This is a genomic window from Staphylococcus sp. FSL W8-0271, from assembly GCF_038006605.1.
In the GTDB taxonomy this organism is placed as follows: Bacteria; Bacillota; Bacilli; order Staphylococcales; family Staphylococcaceae; genus Staphylococcus; species Staphylococcus cohnii.
Genome location: NZ_JBBOVM010000001.1, coordinates 1,971,130 through 1,991,720, shown reverse-complemented (window position 1 = coordinate 1,991,720; position 20,591 = coordinate 1,971,130). Strand labels below are relative to the sequence as shown.

25 protein-coding genes and 1 pseudogene are annotated in these 20,591 nt (G+C 28.5%); 13 read left to right on the top strand and 13 right to left on the bottom strand.

Features of this window, described 5'->3' with window-relative positions:
- Positions 1-104 precede the first annotated feature (104 nt).
- Positions 105-860 carry an SGNH/GDSL hydrolase family protein gene (locus tag NST87_RS09725; protein WP_108902190.1) on the top strand — a complete coding sequence of 252 codons (756 nt, stop codon included), beginning with the start codon at positions 105-107 and terminating at the stop codon, positions 858-860.
- 102 nt (positions 861-962) lie between these two features.
- Here NST87_RS09725 and NST87_RS09720 read toward each other — a convergent pair whose 3' ends face one another.
- Entirely contained in the window at positions 963-2,102 is a 1,140-nt protein-coding gene (locus tag NST87_RS09720) for an MFS transporter (protein WP_340721635.1), read from the bottom strand.
- A gap of 365 nt (positions 2,103-2,467) precedes the next feature.
- Here NST87_RS09720 and NST87_RS09715 point away from each other — a divergent pair, with 365 nt between their 5' ends.
- A complete protein-coding gene (locus tag NST87_RS09715; protein WP_019467893.1) occupies positions 2,468-2,851 on the top strand; it encodes a YxeA family protein in 384 nt (127 codons plus the stop codon).
- A 392-nt stretch (positions 2,852-3,243) separates the two neighbouring features.
- Here the strand turns inward: NST87_RS09715 and qac are convergent, their stop codons facing one another.
- A complete protein-coding gene (qac, locus tag NST87_RS09710) occupies positions 3,244-3,567 on the bottom strand; it encodes a QacCGHJ group quaternary ammonium compound efflux SMR transporter (protein WP_019467894.1) in 324 nt (107 codons plus the stop codon).
- A gap of 322 nt (positions 3,568-3,889) precedes the next feature.
- Between qac and isaB the strand changes: the two are divergent.
- The 5 genes and pseudogenes from isaB to NST87_RS09685 all read left to right on the top strand — a co-directional run.
- Positions 3,890-4,264, top strand: a pseudogene (gene isaB, locus NST87_RS09705) (immunodominant staphylococcal antigen IsaB family protein); the annotation flags it as partial.
- A gap of 769 nt (positions 4,265-5,033) precedes the next feature.
- Positions 5,034-5,831, top strand: coding sequence for a glycerophosphodiester phosphodiesterase family protein (locus NST87_RS09700; RefSeq protein WP_340721632.1), 798 nt, complete (start codon positions 5,034-5,036; stop codon positions 5,829-5,831).
- 261 nt (positions 5,832-6,092) lie between these two features.
- A complete protein-coding gene (locus NST87_RS09695; RefSeq protein WP_019467900.1) occupies positions 6,093-6,464 on the top strand; it encodes a VOC family protein in 372 nt (123 codons plus the stop codon).
- Between the two features lie 181 nt (positions 6,465-6,645).
- Positions 6,646-8,712 carry a heavy metal translocating P-type ATPase gene (locus NST87_RS09690; RefSeq protein WP_340721630.1) on the top strand — a complete coding sequence of 689 codons (2,067 nt, stop codon included), beginning with the start codon at positions 6,646-6,648 and terminating at the stop codon, positions 8,710-8,712.
- A 157-nt stretch (positions 8,713-8,869) separates the two neighbouring features.
- Positions 8,870-9,352: a GNAT family N-acetyltransferase gene (locus NST87_RS09685; RefSeq protein WP_019467902.1), complete on the top strand. Its 483-nt coding sequence runs from the start codon at positions 8,870-8,872 to the stop codon at positions 9,350-9,352.
- 337 nt (positions 9,353-9,689) lie between these two features.
- On the opposite strand, the gene NST87_RS09680 is transcribed toward NST87_RS09685, so the two are convergent.
- The 3 genes from NST87_RS09680 to NST87_RS09670 all read right to left on the bottom strand — a co-directional run bounded on the left by NST87_RS09680 (position 9,690) and on the right by NST87_RS09670 (position 12,037).
- Complete coding sequence (locus NST87_RS09680) at positions 9,690-11,120, bottom strand: YfcC family protein (protein WP_145379823.1); 1,431 nt, start codon at positions 11,118-11,120, stop codon at positions 9,690-9,692.
- 285 nt (positions 11,121-11,405) lie between these two features.
- Positions 11,406-11,567 carry a hypothetical protein gene (locus NST87_RS09675; RefSeq protein ID WP_171027039.1) on the bottom strand — a complete coding sequence of 54 codons (162 nt, stop codon included), beginning with the start codon at positions 11,565-11,567 and terminating at the stop codon, positions 11,406-11,408.
- Between the two features lie 197 nt (positions 11,568-11,764).
- On the bottom strand, positions 11,765-12,037 hold the full coding sequence (locus NST87_RS09670; RefSeq protein WP_040030184.1) for a hypothetical protein: 273 nt from the start codon (positions 12,035-12,037) through the stop codon (positions 11,765-11,767).
- 182 nt (positions 12,038-12,219) lie between these two features.
- On the opposite strand from NST87_RS09670, the gene NST87_RS09665 reads away from it, so the two are divergent.
- Both NST87_RS09665 and NST87_RS09660 read left to right on the top strand, forming a co-directional pair.
- The gene (locus NST87_RS09665) at positions 12,220-13,026 is read left to right on the top strand and encodes an alpha/beta hydrolase (protein ID WP_064264642.1); all 807 of its coding nucleotides are present in this window, start codon (positions 12,220-12,222) and stop codon (positions 13,024-13,026) included.
- Between the two features lie 136 nt (positions 13,027-13,162).
- Positions 13,163-13,345: a hypothetical protein gene (locus NST87_RS09660; protein ID WP_019467906.1), complete on the top strand. Its 183-nt coding sequence runs from the start codon at positions 13,163-13,165 to the stop codon at positions 13,343-13,345.
- Between the two features lie 146 nt (positions 13,346-13,491).
- Here the strand turns inward: NST87_RS09660 and NST87_RS09655 are convergent, their stop codons facing one another.
- Complete coding sequence (locus tag NST87_RS09655) at positions 13,492-13,692, bottom strand: helix-turn-helix domain-containing protein (RefSeq protein WP_019467907.1); 201 nt, start codon at positions 13,690-13,692, stop codon at positions 13,492-13,494.
- Between the two features lie 234 nt (positions 13,693-13,926).
- On the opposite strand from NST87_RS09655, the gene NST87_RS09650 reads away from it, so the two are divergent.
- Entirely contained in the window at positions 13,927-14,313 is a 387-nt protein-coding gene (locus tag NST87_RS09650; protein ID WP_019467908.1) for a VOC family protein, read from the top strand.
- Positions 14,314-14,682: 369 nt separating this feature from the next.
- Here the strand turns inward: NST87_RS09650 and vraX are convergent, their stop codons facing one another.
- Positions 14,683-14,847, bottom strand: a complete 165-nt coding sequence (vraX, locus tag NST87_RS09645) for a C1q-binding complement inhibitor VraX (protein ID WP_164996921.1) — start codon at positions 14,845-14,847, stop codon at positions 14,683-14,685.
- Between the two features lie 419 nt (positions 14,848-15,266).
- Between vraX and NST87_RS09640 the strand changes: the two genes are divergently transcribed.
- On the top strand, positions 15,267-15,497 hold the full coding sequence (locus NST87_RS09640) for a hypothetical protein (RefSeq protein WP_026034740.1): 231 nt from the start codon (positions 15,267-15,269) through the stop codon (positions 15,495-15,497).
- A gap of 89 nt (positions 15,498-15,586) precedes the next feature.
- Here NST87_RS09640 and NST87_RS09635 read toward each other — a convergent pair whose 3' ends face one another.
- The 5 genes from NST87_RS09635 to tsaT all read right to left on the bottom strand — a co-directional run bounded on the left by NST87_RS09635 (position 15,587) and on the right by tsaT (position 18,327).
- The gene (locus NST87_RS09635; RefSeq protein WP_019467911.1) at positions 15,587-15,775 is read right to left on the bottom strand and encodes a hypothetical protein; all 189 of its coding nucleotides are present in this window, start codon (positions 15,773-15,775) and stop codon (positions 15,587-15,589) included.
- Positions 15,776-15,937: 162 nt separating this feature from the next.
- Complete coding sequence (locus NST87_RS09630; RefSeq protein ID WP_019467912.1) at positions 15,938-16,900, bottom strand: arsenic resistance protein; 963 nt, start codon at positions 16,898-16,900, stop codon at positions 15,938-15,940.
- Between the two features lie 149 nt (positions 16,901-17,049).
- Positions 17,050-17,184, bottom strand: a complete 135-nt coding sequence (locus NST87_RS09625) for a hypothetical protein (RefSeq protein ID WP_019467913.1) — start codon at positions 17,182-17,184, stop codon at positions 17,050-17,052.
- A gap of 129 nt (positions 17,185-17,313) precedes the next feature.
- Positions 17,314-17,562, bottom strand: coding sequence for a hypothetical protein (locus tag NST87_RS09620; RefSeq protein WP_019467914.1), 249 nt, complete (start codon positions 17,560-17,562; stop codon positions 17,314-17,316).
- A gap of 582 nt (positions 17,563-18,144) precedes the next feature.
- Positions 18,145-18,327, bottom strand: a complete 183-nt coding sequence (tsaT, locus tag NST87_RS09615; RefSeq protein ID WP_019467916.1) for a type II toxin-antitoxin system toxin TsaT — start codon at positions 18,325-18,327, stop codon at positions 18,145-18,147.
- Between the two features lie 439 nt (positions 18,328-18,766).
- On the opposite strand from tsaT, the gene NST87_RS09610 reads away from it, so the two are divergent.
- Positions 18,767-18,973, top strand: coding sequence for a TM2 domain-containing protein (locus NST87_RS09610; RefSeq protein WP_019467917.1), 207 nt, complete (start codon positions 18,767-18,769; stop codon positions 18,971-18,973).
- 1,110 nt (positions 18,974-20,083) lie between these two features.
- On the top strand, positions 20,084-20,299 hold the full coding sequence (locus NST87_RS09600; protein WP_019467654.1) for a sterile alpha motif-like domain-containing protein: 216 nt from the start codon (positions 20,084-20,086) through the stop codon (positions 20,297-20,299).
- Between the two features lie 9 nt (positions 20,300-20,308).
- On the opposite strand, the gene NST87_RS09595 is transcribed toward NST87_RS09600, so the two are convergent.
- Positions 20,309-20,545 (bottom strand): hypothetical protein, encoded by a 237-nt coding sequence (locus NST87_RS09595; RefSeq protein ID WP_019467655.1) that lies wholly within the window; start codon positions 20,543-20,545, stop codon positions 20,309-20,311.
- Positions 20,546-20,591: the final 46 nt, after the last annotated feature.

The following is a 20,591-nucleotide window of genomic DNA, read 5'->3' as shown; positions in this document are numbered from 1 at the left end:
TAAAATCAAGACGTAGCATTATGAAAATTGGTTACTTAGTGTGCTTAATTAACAAGAAATATTTTATAATCCAATATGGATATTGCTCAAAAGGAGCTAGAAAATTGAAAAAGATAATAATGTTAATGAGCTTGTATATTGTTGTGAAATTAGCTTCATCTGCGACAAAATTTTTAAATAATATAAGATGCGGAAATAAAAAAAGTTTTACACCGAATCCACAGTTTTTAAAAAAGGAAGGTGGCTTAACTGATAAAAGTATTCTTTTTTTAGGTTCCTCAATAACATATGGAGCAGCTTCTCACGGGATATCATTTGTTGAATTTTTAAATATAGAATCAAATGTGCATACAACAAAGGAAGCAATTTCAGGTACGAGTTTGTCAGGGACAGAAAGGAATACGTATGTTCAAAGGATTAAAAAAGAGGAGTTAAGTAAAGCCAAATATGATTTGTTGGTTTGTCAGTTATCGACAAATGACGGTAGGTTAAATAAGTCTATAGGTGAAATAAAAAAAGAGTACGACATTGACGCCTTTGATGTAAAAACAACAATCGGAGCAATGGAATATATTATTAGTTACGCTAAATTAACTTGGGACATTCCCGTATTATTTTATACATGTATTAGAAAAACAGATCCTTATTATGAATTCTTGGTATATAATTTATATAAACTAAAAGAAAAATGGGATATTGAAATTTTAGATGTTTGGGGCAATCAATGGGCAAGTGAACAAATAAAATATGATAATACACTTTTTGCTGATGATGCACACCCAACTTTAAAAGGCTATCGCTATATTTATACACCACTTTTTAAAGAAAAGATAAAAAATATATTGAGCAAAGAAATATAAAAATGAACTACTTTTTACGAATCAGAAAAGTTAGCAGTTCATTTTGGATTTAATGCAGAAGGATAGGCAAATGAATGCCTATCCTTTTTAATTATCCAGTATTTATTTTTTAGGAAAAATGAACAAAGTAAAAATACTTAAGACAATAGAAATTATAGCTAGATAAACTGGTGCATTTATATTTTGAGTGTAAAAATAACCAGCAATAATTGGTGCTATTAAAGTACCTAGAGAGGTAAAAGCAGAGTTTATTGAACCTGCTAAGTCTTGTTTGTTTTGAACTAATTTTGATAGATACACTGTTATAGTAGGGCGTATGATATCAAATCCAATAAATATAATCCAACTTATTAATATGAGGGATATCACAGAATTTAAGAATAATAAGCTAAATAGTATGACGATCGAATACATTGAACTAATAGTAATAATCGAAAGTTCACTTAAATACTTTGAAATTTTAGGATATAGAAAATATTGAGTGAAAGCGCCTAGCAAAGATCCACCTATAATAGCGGCAGCTATATTAATTGATGTAAACGCAGCTTTATCGACTAAGTATAATGGATAAAGTTCTTCTATAGCAGATAGTCCAAATGCCAATAAAAATATAATTATAGAAGGTAATAAATATAGCTTTAAGTCCTTAAATTTTATTTTGAAATTTTTATTTTTTGGTACATGTTCATTTTTAATATGTGGAATACTTAACTTTAAATTTATAACTAACATAATCATGCCTATTATCATAGCTATAAAATAAGGTAATCTTATGTGGATTGATGAAAACAGCGCTCCTATACCTGGTCCAATGATAAAGCCCAATGATGTTATAGCTGAAAATGTGCCGAAATTTTTATCACGATTTTTTTCATCAGAGATATCTCCGATAATGCCAATAATAGATGTAGTTATTAAGGCAGCACTTATGCCTCCCAATACTCTGGAAAAAAAGAGTGTATAAAAATCCATACCTATCCCGAATAAGCATTCTGAAATTATATAGAATAACAATCCAAACGATAGAAAGTGTTTTTTGGGGTACTTGTCAGAAAAGTATCCAATTATAAGTGAACAAATCATTTGGAAAAAAGAAAAAACTGCAATAAGTATTCCAAAAGCATTTCCAGTTATAGATAAATCTTTAATTATTAAAGGTAAACTTGGGACGACTAGTCCTATGCCAGTAAATGCTAAAAAAATATTGATATAAAGTGGAATAATTAAACTTCTTTTAATCATTGTAACTCCTTAATGGAATAAATGATTAAAAGTAAGATTTCAATCATATATTGTTTGCATATTTATATAATTGATTAATTTAATCATTTATTCCTCCTGTTGTTTTAGTTTTAATTTGAATTATTAACGTATTTTTTCTGACTAACATAAAAACTCCTCCTTTTGATGATTATATTATACAATGTTTTATTTTTTACGAAAATAATAACTTGGAATATTTCTATTTATTTAAAAAGTATGGTTAAAACTATATTAGTTTATATATTCAACTTAATTTTAAGTGAAAAAAGATAACAATATTGTAAGTACACTTAATTCATTTTGATTGATAAAATAATTTTATATAACGAAAGGAATGATTATAAATGAAGAAGATATTGGTTTTAATGCCAGTCGTAATACTAGGTTTAGCAATAATATTAATAGGAATGTACGTAGTGTCAAATGGAAAAAAACAAGAAGGAGAAATAGCTGGTTTAATTGATCAAATTAACCCTTTAGTTAAAGAGGAAAGTAGTTATATAAAAACAAAAAAACCAGATAAATTTTTGGAATATGATAGAGCTAGTTACACACAAAAAGCATATGATAAGCAAGGTGAAAGTAGAAATCTTACTTTCACAGCTGCCCAAAGTTTAAAGCTAGATAGATATTTGAAAATAACCCATAAGGGAGCTCATGTAGCTACATATGAAGAAGTTAACAAACAGGATATACCTAAAAAAGCAATTAAAAAAATTGAAAAGTAAAAATTATAAGTAGATAACTCACTTTAAAGGGACTTTCAAACAGTTCCTTTATTTTCTATTTATATCATTTTTTCAAATAGGATTTTTTTCCTCTAACTATTCTTTACTTGCTCATTTCATTGTTTAATTCTTTTTGAAAATGAAGAGTGTCGTTTTTAGCTAATTAAGTTGTATACTTATTCTTATTTGCATTTGATTTAATAAGTGTTGAATCAATAAATAAAGATGAGTAATTTATGCCGTCTCCTGCGGGAATAGCACTAGCTGAAGACGACAGGCTAAGGCAGTGACCGCGGAAAGCGTGCATAAAAAAACTGCCAACAAAGTCGAAGATTTTGTCCACAGTCTGTAGCAATCTATATAAGTTGGATAATAATTTAAAAATTAAATGACTAATGTGTTGATCCAAAAGTATTAAGTAGTACAACACCCACAATAATGATAATAATTGAAAAGATACTCATTAAATTAATTTGTTCTTTGAATATCGCAACTGACACAATTGTTGTAAGAACCAAACCAAGTCCAGCCCAACTTGCATATGTAATATTTAATGGTAAATGTTGTAATGTTTTGCTTAAAAAATAAAAACTTGCAAGAAATGAAATAATTGTTGCCAAAGTTGGATAAAGTTTTGAAAATCCTTCTGATGATTTAAGAAATGCGCTGCCTATTACTTCTCCAACTATAGCTAAAATCAATAATAAATAAGGCATGATATTATCTCCTTTGTAATTGATAATTTCATTTTACTAGTTTAATCAATGAATCGTAGTCTTGTAATTTTCTAACGATTTGCGAGGTATTGATTTTAGTGAATTCAAAAGTTTAAAGAATTATTATAATAAGTATATAATTGACTTTTTGTAATATGGTTGTAATATTACAATTTAATCAACTAAAGATTCAAAAATTTTACAAGGAGTGTTTAATATGAATAAAGTGTCAAAGATAATGTTATCTTGCGGCCTCGTATTTAGTACAGCAGTAGGTGCAGCAGCAATCGATTCACATCAATCATAAACCCAAGCAGCAGAAACGCCATATTATAACTATACAGGTTATACATCAGCAAATAGTGAATTTATTTTGGATCAAGATTTTATTAATGCAATTAAATACGGTAATTTAACAATTAATGGTTATAAAATTACAAATAGTGACGCAGAAACAGCTGAGATGGTAGATATATATGATCAATCATTTCGTAAAACTGGAGAAAATAAAACAGATGCTGTTACTTTTGATTTAGATGGTAAATCTGTTTCAAAAAATGATTTATTAACAGTATATGGTCCTTCAGATGTAACCGACACACCAGCAGGACATATGTATGAACGTAATTATAACGATACGTCAATCAAATTTTATGTAAACGATGGCTATGTAACCAAGGTACAAATTAATACTTAAAGTGAAATATAAAGGAAATACTAATAAATAAATCAAATTTAATAAATAAACGCTCACCAATTGGTGGGCGTTTTTGTAATAAAAAATATTTTTAGTGTGACTTTAATAGGTTAAGGCTAAAATCATGCATATAATTTTATACATAATTTTGGAAGTAAAGATTTAAGCATGTTCTTTGAGAGAGTATAAATTTTTAATTTCAACAATTTTTATGCGTTGTAATAAGAGGCAAGTACGTTTGTTTTAAAAAATATTTGGCATATTAATCCTTCTGAGGTCTTAAAATATAAAAATAAAAAACCAAAAATATGATGATTGAAGGTGGTAAACTAATAGATATTGTTTTTATAAATTCGTTACTGATTAAAATCAATGTTTCGAGATTAGAAGCATTCATAATTTCATTAATTTTTGTTTCTGATGGTCTGATTAAAATTGTGATAAATGTTATTATCAAGAAAAAAATAGTAGAATATTTTAGACTTTTTTTAAATCTCATGAAGCACCTCTCTTTGATATAGCGTATCGTAATTTTGATACACGTATGACATATGTATTATTGCTATAATTATATAATAAAAGCTGTATATATGTCATAGTGTTATTGAATTTTATTATAAAAGCGTTGCAAAACCTAATTATATATAATATTATAAAATTGATAATTATTTCAGAGTTTTACCTATTTTGAAGCCACCTTTAATGGTGGTTATTTTAATGGGTTTATAATTGTTGGTTTTAAGATAGTTTGTAAAAGGGAGATATTAAAGTGAAAAGAGTAATAGGCGTAGGTATTTTAAGTAGTATATTACTTTCTGGTTGTGCTCCAGATATGTTAAATAAAAAATATTTGAATATTGCCCATCGAGGAGCTAGTGGATCTACACCTGAACATACTTTTGTCGCATATGATAAAGCAATTGATTTGGATGCACATTATATAGAAGTAGATTTACAAATGACTAAAGATAATAAGTTAATCACAATGCATGATAGTAAAGTTGATAGAACTACTGATGACACAGGATATGTAAAGGATAAAGATTTCGCTCAAATAAAAAAATTAGATGCTGGATCTTGGTTTGATAAAAAATATAAAAATGAAAAAGTACCGGAATTAGCAGAAATACTAAAAAAATATTATAAAAAGTCTAATTTTTATATTGAAACTAAAAATCCTGAATTATATCCAGGTATGGATGAAAAACTAGTAGAAGAACTCAATAATAAAGTTTTATTAGGTAAAAATAAATTAAAAAAAGGTAAAGTTATAATACAGTCATTTTCTGAAAGAAGTTTAGTAAATATACATAAAATAAATAAAAATATTCCATTAATAAAACTGATTGATGATAATGATATTAATAATTTATCAGATAAAGAACTGCAACGCTTATCAAAATTTATATATGGTATTGGGATGAATCATAAAAGCGTAAATCCTGAATTAGTAAAACGAGTACATGATAACGGATTAAAAGTTCATGTTTTTACATTAAATACTAAAGGAGAAGTTAAAAAAATGAAAAAAATGGGGGTTGATGGTGGCTTTAACAATAATCCTTAGTATTTAATTAAAATAATTTTTATGATCGAAGGTGTAATTTGAATAATATACTTAAATAATGCCAACGACTATATAGAGCCGCAATGAACTTTAGTAGAGTTTTGAATCTTTAAGAAGCATAAATCATAAAGCAGGGAACTAAAATTTTAAATTATGTATTTATTCACAATGAAAAGAAAATTATTTTAGCATAAATCGTTTATATGTACATTTGTTTGGTTATATTTAAGAAAGTCTTAAATTGGAAAGGTGTATTGTAAAATGGAGAAATTAAATCAGGTCATGCTATATGTAGATGATCAGTCAAAAGCTGTTGATTTTTGGGAAAATATAATGGAATTTGTTGTTATATCAGAAGAAGCATTAGCAGAGGGGTATAAAGCAGTAGAAATAGCACCCAATAATGAAGTCGAAACATCGATTTCTATTATGGAAAAAGCATTTATTAAAAAATATAGTCCGGAAGTTAATTTGGGTACACCATCACTTATGTTTAAAGCGTCAAATTTCGATGAACTCTATGAAAAGTTAAAAGCAAAAGGCTTAACTGGACATGATATTATTGAAATGTCAGGAACTCGGGTATTTAATTTTCAAGATGGGCAAGGCAACTATTTCGCCGTTAGTGAATAACATTTATTATTTTCTTGGAATAAATAACTGCAGTCAATAGGACTGAAATCAAATCGATGAAATTCGTTTGATTTTGGTCCTTTTTAATAATCGTAAGCATATTTATTATACCTTACGGGGGTATATGTTATAATCATTAATGTTAAGAGAATAACGTTACACTTTGTAAGGAGGGTATGACATGACAAATTCAAATAACCATGAATCACATGATCATCATGAACATGGAATGCATGAAGAACACCATGCACAACATCATGAAGGGCATGATATGCATAATCACCATGCACATCATCATGGTAATTTTAAACGTAAATTTGTTATATCATTGTTATTTGCAATACCGATCGTCATTTTATCACCAATGATGGGAATAAAATTACCGTTTCAATTCTCATTTAATGGCTCTGATTGGATCGTATTAGTGCTTGCCACAGTATTATTTTTCTATGGTGGTAAACCTTTTTTAACTGGCGCAAAAGATGAACTTTTATCTAAAAAGCCTGGTATGATGACGCTTGTTGCGTTAGGTATTTCTGTAGCATATATTTATAGTTTATATGCATTTTATATGAATCATTTTAGTCATGCATCTGGACATGTTATGGATTTCTTCTGGGAATTAGCTACATTAATATTGATTATGTTGTTAGGACATTGGATTGAAATGAATGCAGTTGGTAATGCAGGCAATGCTTTGAAAAAAATGGCTGAACTTTTACCTAATAAAGCGATAAGAGTGATAGATTCGGAAGAAAAAGAAGAGGTTTCTATATCTGAAATTGCAGCGAATGATATTGTGGAAGTAAAAGCTGGGGAAAGTATACCAGCGGACGGAGTGATAACCCAAGGCAGTACCTCAGTAGATGAATCATTAGTAACAGGGGAATCTAAGCAAGTAGTTAAAAATGAACAAGACGAAGTTATCGGTGGTTCTATTAATGGTTCAGGAACGGTACATGTCAAAGTAACTGCTACAGGAGAGAATGGCTTTTTATCACAAGTGATGGGGTTAGTAAATCAAGCACAAAATGATAAGTCTGATGCGGAATTATTATCAGATAAAGTAGCGGGTTATCTATTTTATTTTGCAGTAAGTGTTGGTTTAATAGCATTTATCGTGTGGATGCTTATCCATAATAATATAGATTTTGCTTTGGAAAGATTAGTTACGGTATTGGTTATTGCTTGTCCTCATGCACTGGGCTTAGCTATACCGCTAGTTACAGCACGCTCTACTTCTATTGGCGCACATAATGGATTAATCATAAAAAATAGATCTTCTGTTGAATTAGCTCAACATATTGACTATATTATGATGGATAAAACAGGTACTTTAACAGAAGGTGATTTTTCAGTTAATCATTATGAAAGTTATACAGATCAAAGTGATAATAAGGCAATCTTATCTTTATTTGCTTCATTGGAAAGTAATTCAAATCATCCACTTGCTTTAGGCATCGTGACATTTGCTGAAAGTAAAGGTATCAAAATTAAAAATCCTCAAGAAGTTACAACTATACCAGGTGTTGGATTAGAAGGTATAATAGATAATCAAAAATATAAAATTACAAATGTAAGTTATTTAGAAAAAAACAACTTGAAATATAATATCGAAGAATTTGAAAATCTTGCTAAACAAGGTAATTCAGTAAGTTTCTTAATTAATAATGAAGCAGTCATAGGGGTTATTGCACAAGGGGACAAAATTAAAGAAAGTTCAAGAAAAATGGTTTCAGATTTATTATCAAGAAATATTACGCCAGTGATGTTAACAGGAGATAATAATGAAGTTGCAACTACAGTAGCTAAAGAATTAGGTATTAATGATGTGCATGCACAATTATTACCTGAGGATAAAGAAAAGATTATTCAAGATTATCAAAGTAATGGACATAAAGTAATGATGGTTGGTGACGGTATCAATGATGCACCAAGTTTAATTAGAGCGGATATAGGTATGGCTATTGGTGCTGGCACGGACGTTGCTGTTGAATCAGGTGACGTGATTCTTGTTAAAAGTGCGCCATCAGATATTATTCATTTCCTTTCACTTTCTAAAAATACTATGAGAAAAATGATTCAAAATTTATGGTGGGGAGCTGGATATAACATTGTTGCTGTACCACTCGCAGCTGGTGTATTAGCATTTTTAGGTTTAATCTTATCTCCTGCTGTCGGAGCAATTTTGATGTCTTTAAGTACAGTTATTGTGGCAATTAATGCAATGACATTAAAATTGAAGTAGGACTATAAAATTTTGAATGAATGCATACGATTAGAACGACTTGAATAAAGTGGAACGACACAACCTTTTAAAGGTAAAGTGTTTGTTCCATTTTTTTAATTAGTAAACAAGAAATGAATTATGCTAAAATGGTGCTAATTTAATAAGGGGGTATGACATGTCAGTAACACTGGAGCCTATGACGCAAAAAACTTTTGATGAAATTTATGAAAATAGCATTCATGAATATGCGCATGAACACATAAAAAGCGGTGATTGGGAAGCAAAAGGTGCCATTGAGAGGGCACGTTCAGATTTTGAAAAACTATTGCCTTATGGATTAGCTACTGAAAATCAGGATTTATTTTCTGTTAATTATTTGGATGAAATGATTGGATATTGTTGGTTACATTTTGAAGGAATTAAAAAGGAAACTAAATGTTTTATTTATGATGTACATATTTTTGACAGTTATAGAGGTCAGGGCTTAGGTGAAAAAACGATGCTTTGTATCGAAGATTATTGCCAAAAAAGAAATATACATCGTATTGGTTTACATGTGTTTGGTCACAACGAGAGGGCAGTATCCTTATACAATAAATTAGGATTTCAAACTACTAATTATAGAATGGAAAAAGCGATTGGGAATGATACATATTAAAATAAAACGCTAATTTTAAAAAAGCCATCAAAAGTTTTAAGTAGGGAATTTAAAAATCGGTGATCAAAGCATATTGATAACGAAACATTTTTAGAATTAAGCAATTATTTTTGGATATTTTAATAAATGTTGGCTGGCTAGATAAATGAGGTTCAACAGGAACCTAGATTGATCCTAATGGTTTTACCATAAAAGAAATAGCGTCCAACGACTTATAACTTTTTATAAAAACAGAGAAGACGTCCCTTTCTATATCTGTCCAATAAAAAGGGACGTCTTTTGTATATGATTAAAGCTTTATAAAAGACACTAGACTTTTCTGTTTGCCAGTGTTTGTTTATGACCAGCCAATTAATTGTGCAATCACTAATGAAATAATTGAAATAACTCCCCACATAATAAATAACGGGAAGAAAAACTTGATCCACTTCGTATAAGAAACACCACCAATGGCTAATGCTGCCATGAAATAACCACTTGTAGGATAGAATACATGTGTGAAACCATCGCCTAATTGGAAAGCTAAAACAGCTGTTTGACGAGTAATTCCTAGCATATCGGCTAATGGTGCCATGATAGGCATAGTGACAAGTGCTTGACCACTTCCTGATGAGATGATGAAGTTAATTAATACCTGAACGAGATACATTCCGATGACTGCGACAGTCGGTGTTGCACCGTCAATAACAGAACCTAAGCCATGCACGATGCTGTCCATAATCTTACCTTCTTCAAGAACCACCGCGATAGAACGCGCGAGACCTACAATGATAGCGCCCATCAATACGTCTTTAAATCCGTCATTAAATGACTCGCAAATTTCACGCGTATTCAATCCAGCAATTAATCCAACAACAATTCCCATAATGATAAATAATCCTGACATTTCAACCATAAACCAACCCTGCGTAGTAACACCATATACAAGTACAATAAAAAAGGCCAATACAACAGCAATGCCTATTTTTTGACGGAGTGTTGCAACGAGTGGTTCGTGATTCGTAATATCTTTATAGGTTTGTCTTTTTTCAGTATCTTCTTGGTAAACTAAGCTAAGATGTGGGCTTTGTTTTACTTTTCGTGCGTATCTCATTATAAATAATATTGTTATAAAGAGCACAACAATAAAGATTATGAGTCGTAAGCCAATACCAGAAAAAACAGGAATAGCAGATAATTTTTGTGCTAACCCAGTATTGATTGGGTTTAATACACCGACTGTAAAGCCTACAACAGTACCACATAGCGCAATCGCAGTAGCGGTTATAGAGTCATAACCTAAAGCAATAATTAATGGAATGATAACGGGTATGTATACAAGTGAAAGTTCAGCAGTACCTATGAGCGTAGCAATAATTGCAAATACTGATGTCAGTACTGGAATGATAAAGATACTATGATTTAAAAATCTACGCGCGAGTTTATTAACTCCAATTTCAATAATGCCCGTACGTCTTAATACCATAAACATTCCACCAATAATCAGTGTGAAGAATACAATTTCTCCTGCTTCAATGAGACCTCTCGGAATAATGGAAATAAAGTCTATGATATTCACTGGTTCAGCTTTTATATAATGAAATGAGTCTGCATCAACCATTTCTCTACCTTCTGGTCCTTTAATTCGATCAAATTCTCCGGAAGGAATGAGGTAAGTTGAAATGGTGGCTAAGACACCAAATATAAATAATATGACATAAATGTGTGGCATTTCGAACTTTTTCCTGTCTTTTTTTGTTGGTTTACCCTTGTCTTTTGAAAGTTTCATTGCTACACCTCTTTTATCTAACATAAATAATGAAAATATATCATGGTTACAGAAAAACTGTAGTCTTAATTTTCTGAAAATTTTTATTTAAGCTTAATTATAACAAAAATTTTATAAAATTATTAAATAAATATGATTTTAGTTAAAAAAATAGTGTGAATTAATATAAAATAAAAAACCTAGTAATTGAACTGTGCAGCTCACTTACTAGATTTTACTAGAAACATTATATTTATTTGATAATTAAAAAAGTAACAAAGCACTATCTTTAATTATAGGTATTTATTACATTGTTCGATCAACATTACTACACAATATATTCAAATAGCGATGAACATTATGAGAAGTCGTATCTTTAGGCAGTGCATGAGAAAACGTATTACCTTTTGTCGTTTTAACAGTGTAGATTATGTCATAGTTACTAATTTTGAAATCAATTATTTTCATAAATATCCCCTTAACAATGGTCATTGTTTTAAAATTATGAAATTGCAAATGAAACTGTGAAATAGGTTGAAGTACAAAGTTGACCATTTATATAATTGTACTATACATAAATCTTTTAAGTAATAAAAAGTATAACATATTTATGGAGTTAACTTAAATAATATAAATAAAAAACACATTCAAATTTAAGAATATGTTTAATCATTAAGTGAATTTATTATTTCATCGTACTTTTGTTCACTCAAGGTACCTAAAGGACTTTGATTTATTTCAAATATTAAAAAATCATCATTTGAATTGAATACACTCTTTATAGTTTCACAAATCGTATTTTGATCTAAGTCACTTTTTAACAACCACAAACCTTTGTAAATGTACAAAGGTTTACCAACCAGATTTAACTTCGAAGGTAATTTTTCATACCCATAAGAAATAGAATTTAAATTATAGGATAATATATATTTAGCCATTTATATCGACCTCCGATATAAGCATATCATTAACTAAGATTTAAAGGTTGAAAGAAGGTTGGGATTGAAAACCATTTACTATTTTATGGAATATTATTTACTGATTAAGTTTGTTTTTATTTTAGAAGGGGATTTTAATTGTATAGATAACTTTATTTTTAATATTATGAGGTGAAATAAAAATGAATTATATAAAGTATATAACATCAAAAGATAACACGAAGCTTTATGCAAAAATAAATGAAATTGAAAAGGCTAAAGCTAATATAATTATTGTCCATGGATTAGCTGAACATCTTGATCGTTATGATGAATTAGCTAATTATTTAAATAAAAATGAATTCAATGTCATTAGGTATGATCAGCGAGGACATGGTCGATCAGAAGGTAAGCAGACATTTTATAGTAATAAAGATGAGATTGTCGAAGATTTGACTGCTGTTGTTGATAAAGTTAAAGCAAATTATGAAGGGAAGATATATTTAATTGGTCATAGTATGGGCGGATATACAGTAACATTATTCGGTACACAATATCCTAATGAAGTAGACGGCATAATAACATCTGGCGCTTTAACGAGATATAATAAGAAAACATTTGGCGACGTAGACAATCATGTAGATAAGTATAGTTATTTTGATAACGAGCTTAGTGAAGGACTATGTTCAGATCAAGCTGTTGTTGAAAAATATGCATTAGATGATTTGAATGCAAAGCAAATTTCAATGGGATTATTAGTTACCCTTATGGATGGTATAGCGTATTTAAAAGAGAATGCATCTAAATTTATTGAACATACACTAATATTACATGGTAAAGAAGATGGGTTAGTGAGTTACCAAGATTCGTTACAATTATTTGATGAAATAGGTTCTGAACATAAATCAATTCATATTTATGATGGTTTACAACACGAAATATTTAATGAATCTTCTTTTAACAAGAATATTTTTAAAGAAATTGTTGATTGGTTAGATAATGAAATATAATTAACATAAATTTTTAAAGTATATTTACAAATTTATTGTTGATTAAGTCCTCAAATATTTTAAAATGTTTGTTTCAGCAATTTGAAGGATTTATAATAAAAAAATAATTAAGACAAAATAATTGAAGGAGACATATATGTTTATTAAAACCTTGCACATGGAATACGAAGAGAGTTTCGAAGAATTTGATACACGCGTGAACCAATTTTTACATGAAGTTGACGATAAACAGCATTGGGAACTTGTTTCAGTTACACCTTCAGTTACAAACACTGTGGAAGGCGTAGATTATTTTATTACAATTGTTTATAAAAAGTAATGAATAGTACGATAAAAAAGAGCCTGAAAAAGTTTTCAGGCTTAAACACAATATAGACAGTAACTTGGTTAGGAAATGTCTAATCATCATGATATCAATCTAATCACTAATTATATAAATTTAATATGTGTACTAAATTTATATAATTAGTGACTAAATGTTTTTTGAGGGACGTTGAAATAATCAGCTAAAATTTTAGTGTCATTTTCTGATGGTTTTCTATATCCATGTTCCCAATCCCATATTTGACATATTCTATAGCTCTTCTCGTAGTTTTTGTTTAAATTAATTGCTAATTTAGACAAACTTAAATGTTTTTTTTCGCGTAACTCTGTTAAAATTTCCAAAATTTAAAACCTCCCAAAATTAAATACATAAGACTTACATTAATTATTTTAGTACATATAAAAGGTATGTTCAAATTACTAATAATTTATTTAGAATTAATTGGAATGTTATTAGCAACAATTTTAATATTTTGAACAAAATATTAAAATTGTTGATTGTATAAAGTGTCAGAAAGTAAGTATAGGGTATTAAAATAAAATATTAATAATATTTGTAATAAGGAGGAAAATAAATTGAAAATAATTGCTATGAGTATTTTTGTAGATGATCAAGAAAAAGCAAAGCAATTTTATACAGAAAAGCTCGGTTTTGAACTTGTACACGACATGGAGATTGGTGGTGGGTTTAAATGGTTAACTGTAAAAGAAAACAATTCTAACAATCCGGTAGAAATCGTTCTTGAACCTAATGAAAATCCAATAGCAAAGAGATATCAAGATGATTTGTTTAATGCAGGTATTCCCGTTACGATGTTTGGCGTTTCTAATTTAGAACAAACACACCAATCATTGTCAGATTTAGATGTGAAATTTCATACAGCACCAAAAGAGGTTGAAGGAATTAAATTAGCAATCATTGAAGACACTTGTGGTAATTTAATTCAATTAATTGAGCAATAAGTGTATATTTTTTTCTAAGCACTAAATTTAATTTATAGTCATTTTTTATGATATAAGTTAAATTTGGTGCTTGTTACTTATTATATTAAAGTACTTTATAAAATATGATTTCTGTATTCATCACTAATGAAAATGAGTAATCATTTTTTGTAGCCATCTGAATTAAACACTGATCAACCAATTTTTGACTATATTGATAAAGTATATTTTATTGGATGGAACTTTACTGAAAGTTATGAATTTGCAAATGCATTCCTATACGAATTACAATCCAATAACGATGGTAAGCCTAAGTAGTAAAGTAACGATGATCAATACGATATAACCCCTTTATCCACCGTATTAATCATCGCTCAAAAACATGATTATTTATTTTTTCATTTTATCAATATCTTCCGCAACAATTGTTAATAATTCTTCAGTTTCTGCGTCGGTTAACTCATCAGAACCTTTAATTCTAATGACAGAACCCTTATCCGTTTTAACATGGTAAATCGGTTCTTCGTCTTTATAAACTTTTCGTAATACTTTCATCTCATCACCCTTTTTTTCTATAAAACAATTCACGATAATATAAAATAATGTCTAAATAGAAACATTACTTTCATAAGACGAATAAGTTCTTATTTTATAACTGAAATGATTAATACTTTAACTATAGGATAACTTTTTATTAAATTCATTTCCACTGGTATGATTTAATTAATTTAATTATTTTGTTGAATCTTATTTAAAATAATACATTTTCAACAGTTAATTATAATTTATGATATTTTTTGAGAAAATTAGTTTTTTGTGTTTTTATATTATAAATAAGGGTATAACTAACCAAGCACAAAAAGTCCTCCAAACTTTAGTGTGGAATATATTTTCGAGATTGACGTCGCTTTTCGAAGCGGCGTTTTTGTTTTATACTGCATATAGTATGACTATTTAAAAAAGGGATGTATATTGTGAGATTATTGAGTATATTGTCATTTCTATGTAGCTTGGCGATAACAGTTGTTATTATATATGGCGTTATCATGATGGCTGGTGATTTAATGGGGTTAACAACATTTAATAATCAATTATTAATTGTAGGTCTAGCATTTGTATTATTGAGTGGTTTGTTTGGAAAAAGTAAACCAAGATTGTCAATGTTAGTGCTATTTATTGGATTTATAATTGTGATTGTTAATTAATAAATAATAAAAGGAGTGAAAAGGATCAATGTTTAGCAATGATTTCTTATTTTCACTCCTTTTTATATGAGTCATTTTATCAAAAATAACTAAGCTTTAAATGATTCAATATTGCCTTGAAGTTTTTGATCCATGTCATTAGCTATTTTTAATAATAATTGTTTTATATCTTTTGAAGTTAATTCATTATCAGCAGTAACTTTGATAATTAAGCCTAAATCCGTTTTAATATGGAAAGTCGTACGGTTATTTTCAGATACGCTTCTTAATATTTGCATCTTAATCACCCCGTTTTCAAATTACAGAATTATCGTTTGACGTATAACTAAACAGTATTAATGAGATAATTCAATCAACATAGTGTAAAATGTTAATTTGATATAAGTTTAATATATTTGAGATGAAATGAATAATTATTAGCTTCTGATATAGTGATGTTATTATTTAATGTATTTAGGTATCATTTTGATATAGATAAGTTCGCCTAATAATTCACATAATGTTTGTGTAATAATGACAGTAGTTGTAATGGTTACCCAATGGTTTGGTAAACCTAATGCTAAAGGTAGGACAACTAGTGCATTTCTTGTACTAGAACTAAATGCAATGGTCCTTTTGGTTTCTTGTGTTACTTTAAATACTTTACCACATAAGGTACCTATTAAAGGAGCAATGATTAAAAAACAAATATAAATAGGTATAACTGTAATGACAATATTTAAATTATGGATAATTTTGTTTATTTGTGATCCTACAATTGAAAACAAAACGAGAGCCATAAGAATTTCAGGAAGCCAAGATGTTAACTTTAATATTTGATTTATGTTTTTGGACTTTTTACTAGAATATTGCAATAGAAGCGCTAGCAATAAAGGAAAAATTATAAACATCAAAAACGACTTTAAGAATGGCAAAATATCTATTTGTGAAAAAATATCAGTGTTAAGAAATAGCGTGAAATATAAAGGTAATAATAAAATTTGGCATATAAACAGTAGTGGTGTCGCAAATAACATGAGCTGTTCGTTTCCTTTTCCTAATGCATTAAAAACAAGAACGTAGTCAATACAAGGCGTTAGTAGAACAAGATACAACCCGATTAGAATAGGTGCATCTGAAATATCAAACAATTGAATCAAACCATAAACAAATAAAGGGATAACAATAAAATTTGATATTAATAATGCCACAATAGACTTTATATTAAATAAACTATGTTTGATGTTAAAAAATGGAATTTGTGAAAACATACTAAACATAAGTAGACACAAACTAACAGAAATTATAGATTCTAATATGCTGGCAAAAGTATTTGATATTAAGCCAACTAGGATACCGCTTAAAAGTGCTATAAAATAAATGTAAATTTGGTATTTTTCAATCATGGATTTTATATATTGCATAATAACCTCTCGTATATCAATTTTTGTTCATGGATTTATTTCATACACAGTCGGTGTTACAAAATAACCTGAAATAAAAAAAGTGGAGCGAAATCATGTATGCCACTTTGATTTCAAGTCCCACTTCTTTATATGAACTAGTTTCGATTTTATTTTTTGTTTTTATCTTGAACACTTACTTTATTTTCAATTTTATCATCATTTGTGCTATCAATACTTAGCAGTAATGCACGAATAACTAAAATACCGGATATAAGTAATAACAGATTTTTTAAAAGTTTCATATTTTCACCCACTTGTATGAATTTAAATGTTTGTTATAAAAGAATCATATTTATATACATCATACACTAAAATCTACTGATTAAATAAAAACAACACTATTGTGTTTGTTTCCATTATATAAGAGTTATTTAAAGGTCGATGACGTAAAGTGTTGAATTTTCTTCATCGACAGTTACTTTTAATTCATCACTATTATTTTCAATTATGGTATTAACAACACTTCCTTGCTCAATCGTAAAGAAAATTTGGCTTAAAATACCCATCGCATATTCATTAATTGGACTTACAAGAGAAATAGAGGTTGTATCTTCTTGTATCATAAATTGTTTTTGACTTTGATTTATTAATTGCCATTTAGGTAAATAGGTTAATTTCATAATTGTCACTCCTTAATATTGCTACATTTTTAATATTTTTCTAAAGAAGAATATTAAATTTTGAATTAATTGAATGTGAAAGGGAATAAGTTCACCAAATACATAATAATAAGAGGTGATAGCATGATTGTTTTATTATCTATTATATTAGCATTAATTTTTGCTTTTCTAGCAACAATGCCATTTTTATTTATAAATACGAGGTTGCATGAAAATGTTAATCACTCTAAGGAAGAGATACGCCATGAAAAAATAAGAGCGATTAAACGTTTTGTGTATTTTTTTATATTAATTATTATTTTGTTAATGGTTTTTCATTTCATTACAAATTGAATTGATACGTATAAAATACAAACATAAGTGCAAGCATATTTGATTCGTTTTTAAAATTAAATAACTTATGTTATAGAAATAGGAGGAAATGATGATTTTTAAGTGATTCAAGGGTGAAAGCTTGTAATAAAGCGCCACTTATTGAATTGATTTTAAGTGGCACCTCGGAAGCTTATGATATCGTTTAGTTTAAACTAAGATTGTTTAATCGCATACGCATTGAACTGATATTGAACGCCTAAATATAATCTAACTGAAAATAATAGTAAAGAGTATACCCACAACACCAAAAATAATTAACATCACGGTTAGTCCGAGTAAAGATTCTTTGGTTTGTTGTTTATCTTTCAACTTATAAAATATTAAGGAAACAATCCCACAAATTAAAAATATGAGTGAAAGCCAAAATACAATCATGAAATGTAAACTCAAATGCTTGTCCCTCCTTTATAATGTCATCTAGCTGTAATGCTTGATGATTTTATTCAATAACTTAAAAATTAATTGTTTTTAGTTTTGTAAGCTCGTTTGTATTATATTTTATCATTTATTCATAAGATGCCATAGTGTAAGATGTTTTCGCGAAATTGGTTATAAAAAGTAAATTGTAAAAATAGAATATCAACATGATGATGTCTAACGTGTAAAAGCGGAATTGCATGAGCAATTTTAAAGCGAAATTGGATAGTGCAAGACAAGCAGTAAATCAAATTCACATATTATAACGGGTATTGAAAATTGAAAAATCATATTTAGAAAAAGCGTTTGCCAATTAAAAAAGAATTACCGTATAAACATTAAAATTTTAGATTTTATTAATTATAACGGTGTATAATAGTAGTGAATCGAATAAGTAAGGAGATAGAAAATTATGAATGAAGTAAATAAAGTAATATATATTGTTTTAGCGGTGTTTTTAGGAAGTTTTGGAATTCATAAGTTTTATGCTAGAAAAACTGGTATGGGTCTTTTGTTCCTCGTATTTTGTTGGACAGGTATTCCACAAATTTTAGCTATTATAGGTGCGATTATTACGGTATTTAAACCTGCAGATCAAAATGGCAATGTTTTAGTTTAAAACTATGATATAAAATAAAATGAGACTGGGATATAAATCTCCATTCTCAAAATAAGAGGGCAAATCCTTAACAATGGATTTGTCCTCTTTATATTTAAAATATTACGATTTTGACCGTGCATGCTTGCCTGTGGATATGGCTCGAGCCAGTAGTCTCTTGCACATATCATTTCCCCGGGCGTCAGCACGATACAAAATCGTTTGGAATATTTATCAAGATACAAAAGCAAAGGCTCGTTTGAAACAATTCATTACCTCTAATATATTGATGAAGTTCTTATTTTATAAAATTAATAACATGAATTAGCCTGAAATCATAAGTAATAAAGAATTGAAACTTTTGATATGAGAATAATATGTGATTTTGATCGTGCATGCTTGCCTGGGGATATGGCTCGAGCCTGTAGTCTCTCACTCATATCATTTCCCCGGGCGTCAGCACGATACAAAATCAGTACAATTTGCATTTTTTTATTCAAAATATAAGACCCTTTCGTATAATTTAATAAACACTACTAAACCAAATTAACGAGGTGCCTTATGTGTAAAGATTATAACATGACTCAAATGTTACGAATGTGATGATTGTTTAAAATGTCCACTTAAAAATTGATGTAGAATCAGTTTTGGATTCATGAAGGCTATTTTGGGTATCGCTCGAATGTCAGTTTGAGAGATAGACAAAGTCAAAAGAGAATTAGGATTTGTCCTTATGGCATTGAATGTAAGGAAAATAGCAGCTCAACGAGCTACACTATTTGAAAAAAAAAGAAAACGACAATTTCTACATTATTTCATTAGAAATTATCGTTTTTTGTTTAGTTAGAGACATTTATGTCCCGAACTCGTTTTTATATTAAAAAATATAATGACATCAATCAAATTAAAATAAAAAAGTATTTAATTTTTATTGCTTTAACAATAGAATTCATAAACTTTACAATATTTACAATTTTGATTAAATACTATGAAAACAACAATTAAACTGTTCATTTTTAAATTTAAAAATGAACAGTGATAGACAAATAAATATTATTTGTTATGATTATGAAAAGGCTTTAAATAGTAAGACATGTAACGATTAAAATTTAAATAATCGAGGTAATGCTTATGACATTCTATGATTTTATAAATGACTTTGTTAATGACGACACGCCACTTGGTCAACTTGCCTATTTTATAAATAAAGATAAAAATTTCCCTAAACATGCAACTGGGTATCACGAATTATATGCATACTTTAAAACGAATTATAATTATGATGAAATAATGACGTCTGCAAAAAGGGCATTAAGTTTATATTTGAATAACTTAAGCGTTAATTAGCATAAAGATTCATTGTTCATAATACCAATTTCTTATTTTCAGAGCATATTTTATGTCTTCCGTTCTAAAGTTAATTTCGTTATTTCTAATTGAAAAAGGTTCAATGATATCTTGAGCCATCCATGTATTAATAAGTTCTGTAGGTAGGCCATCTAACTCCATGTCACTTTTACTTAGAACAAAACATTCCCAATCGAGAGAAATTTTTGAAGGATTAATATATATACACTCATTAATCTGATTCATAAAAACACTCCTTAACATTGTAAATCCGACGTTAAGTTTTACCCAA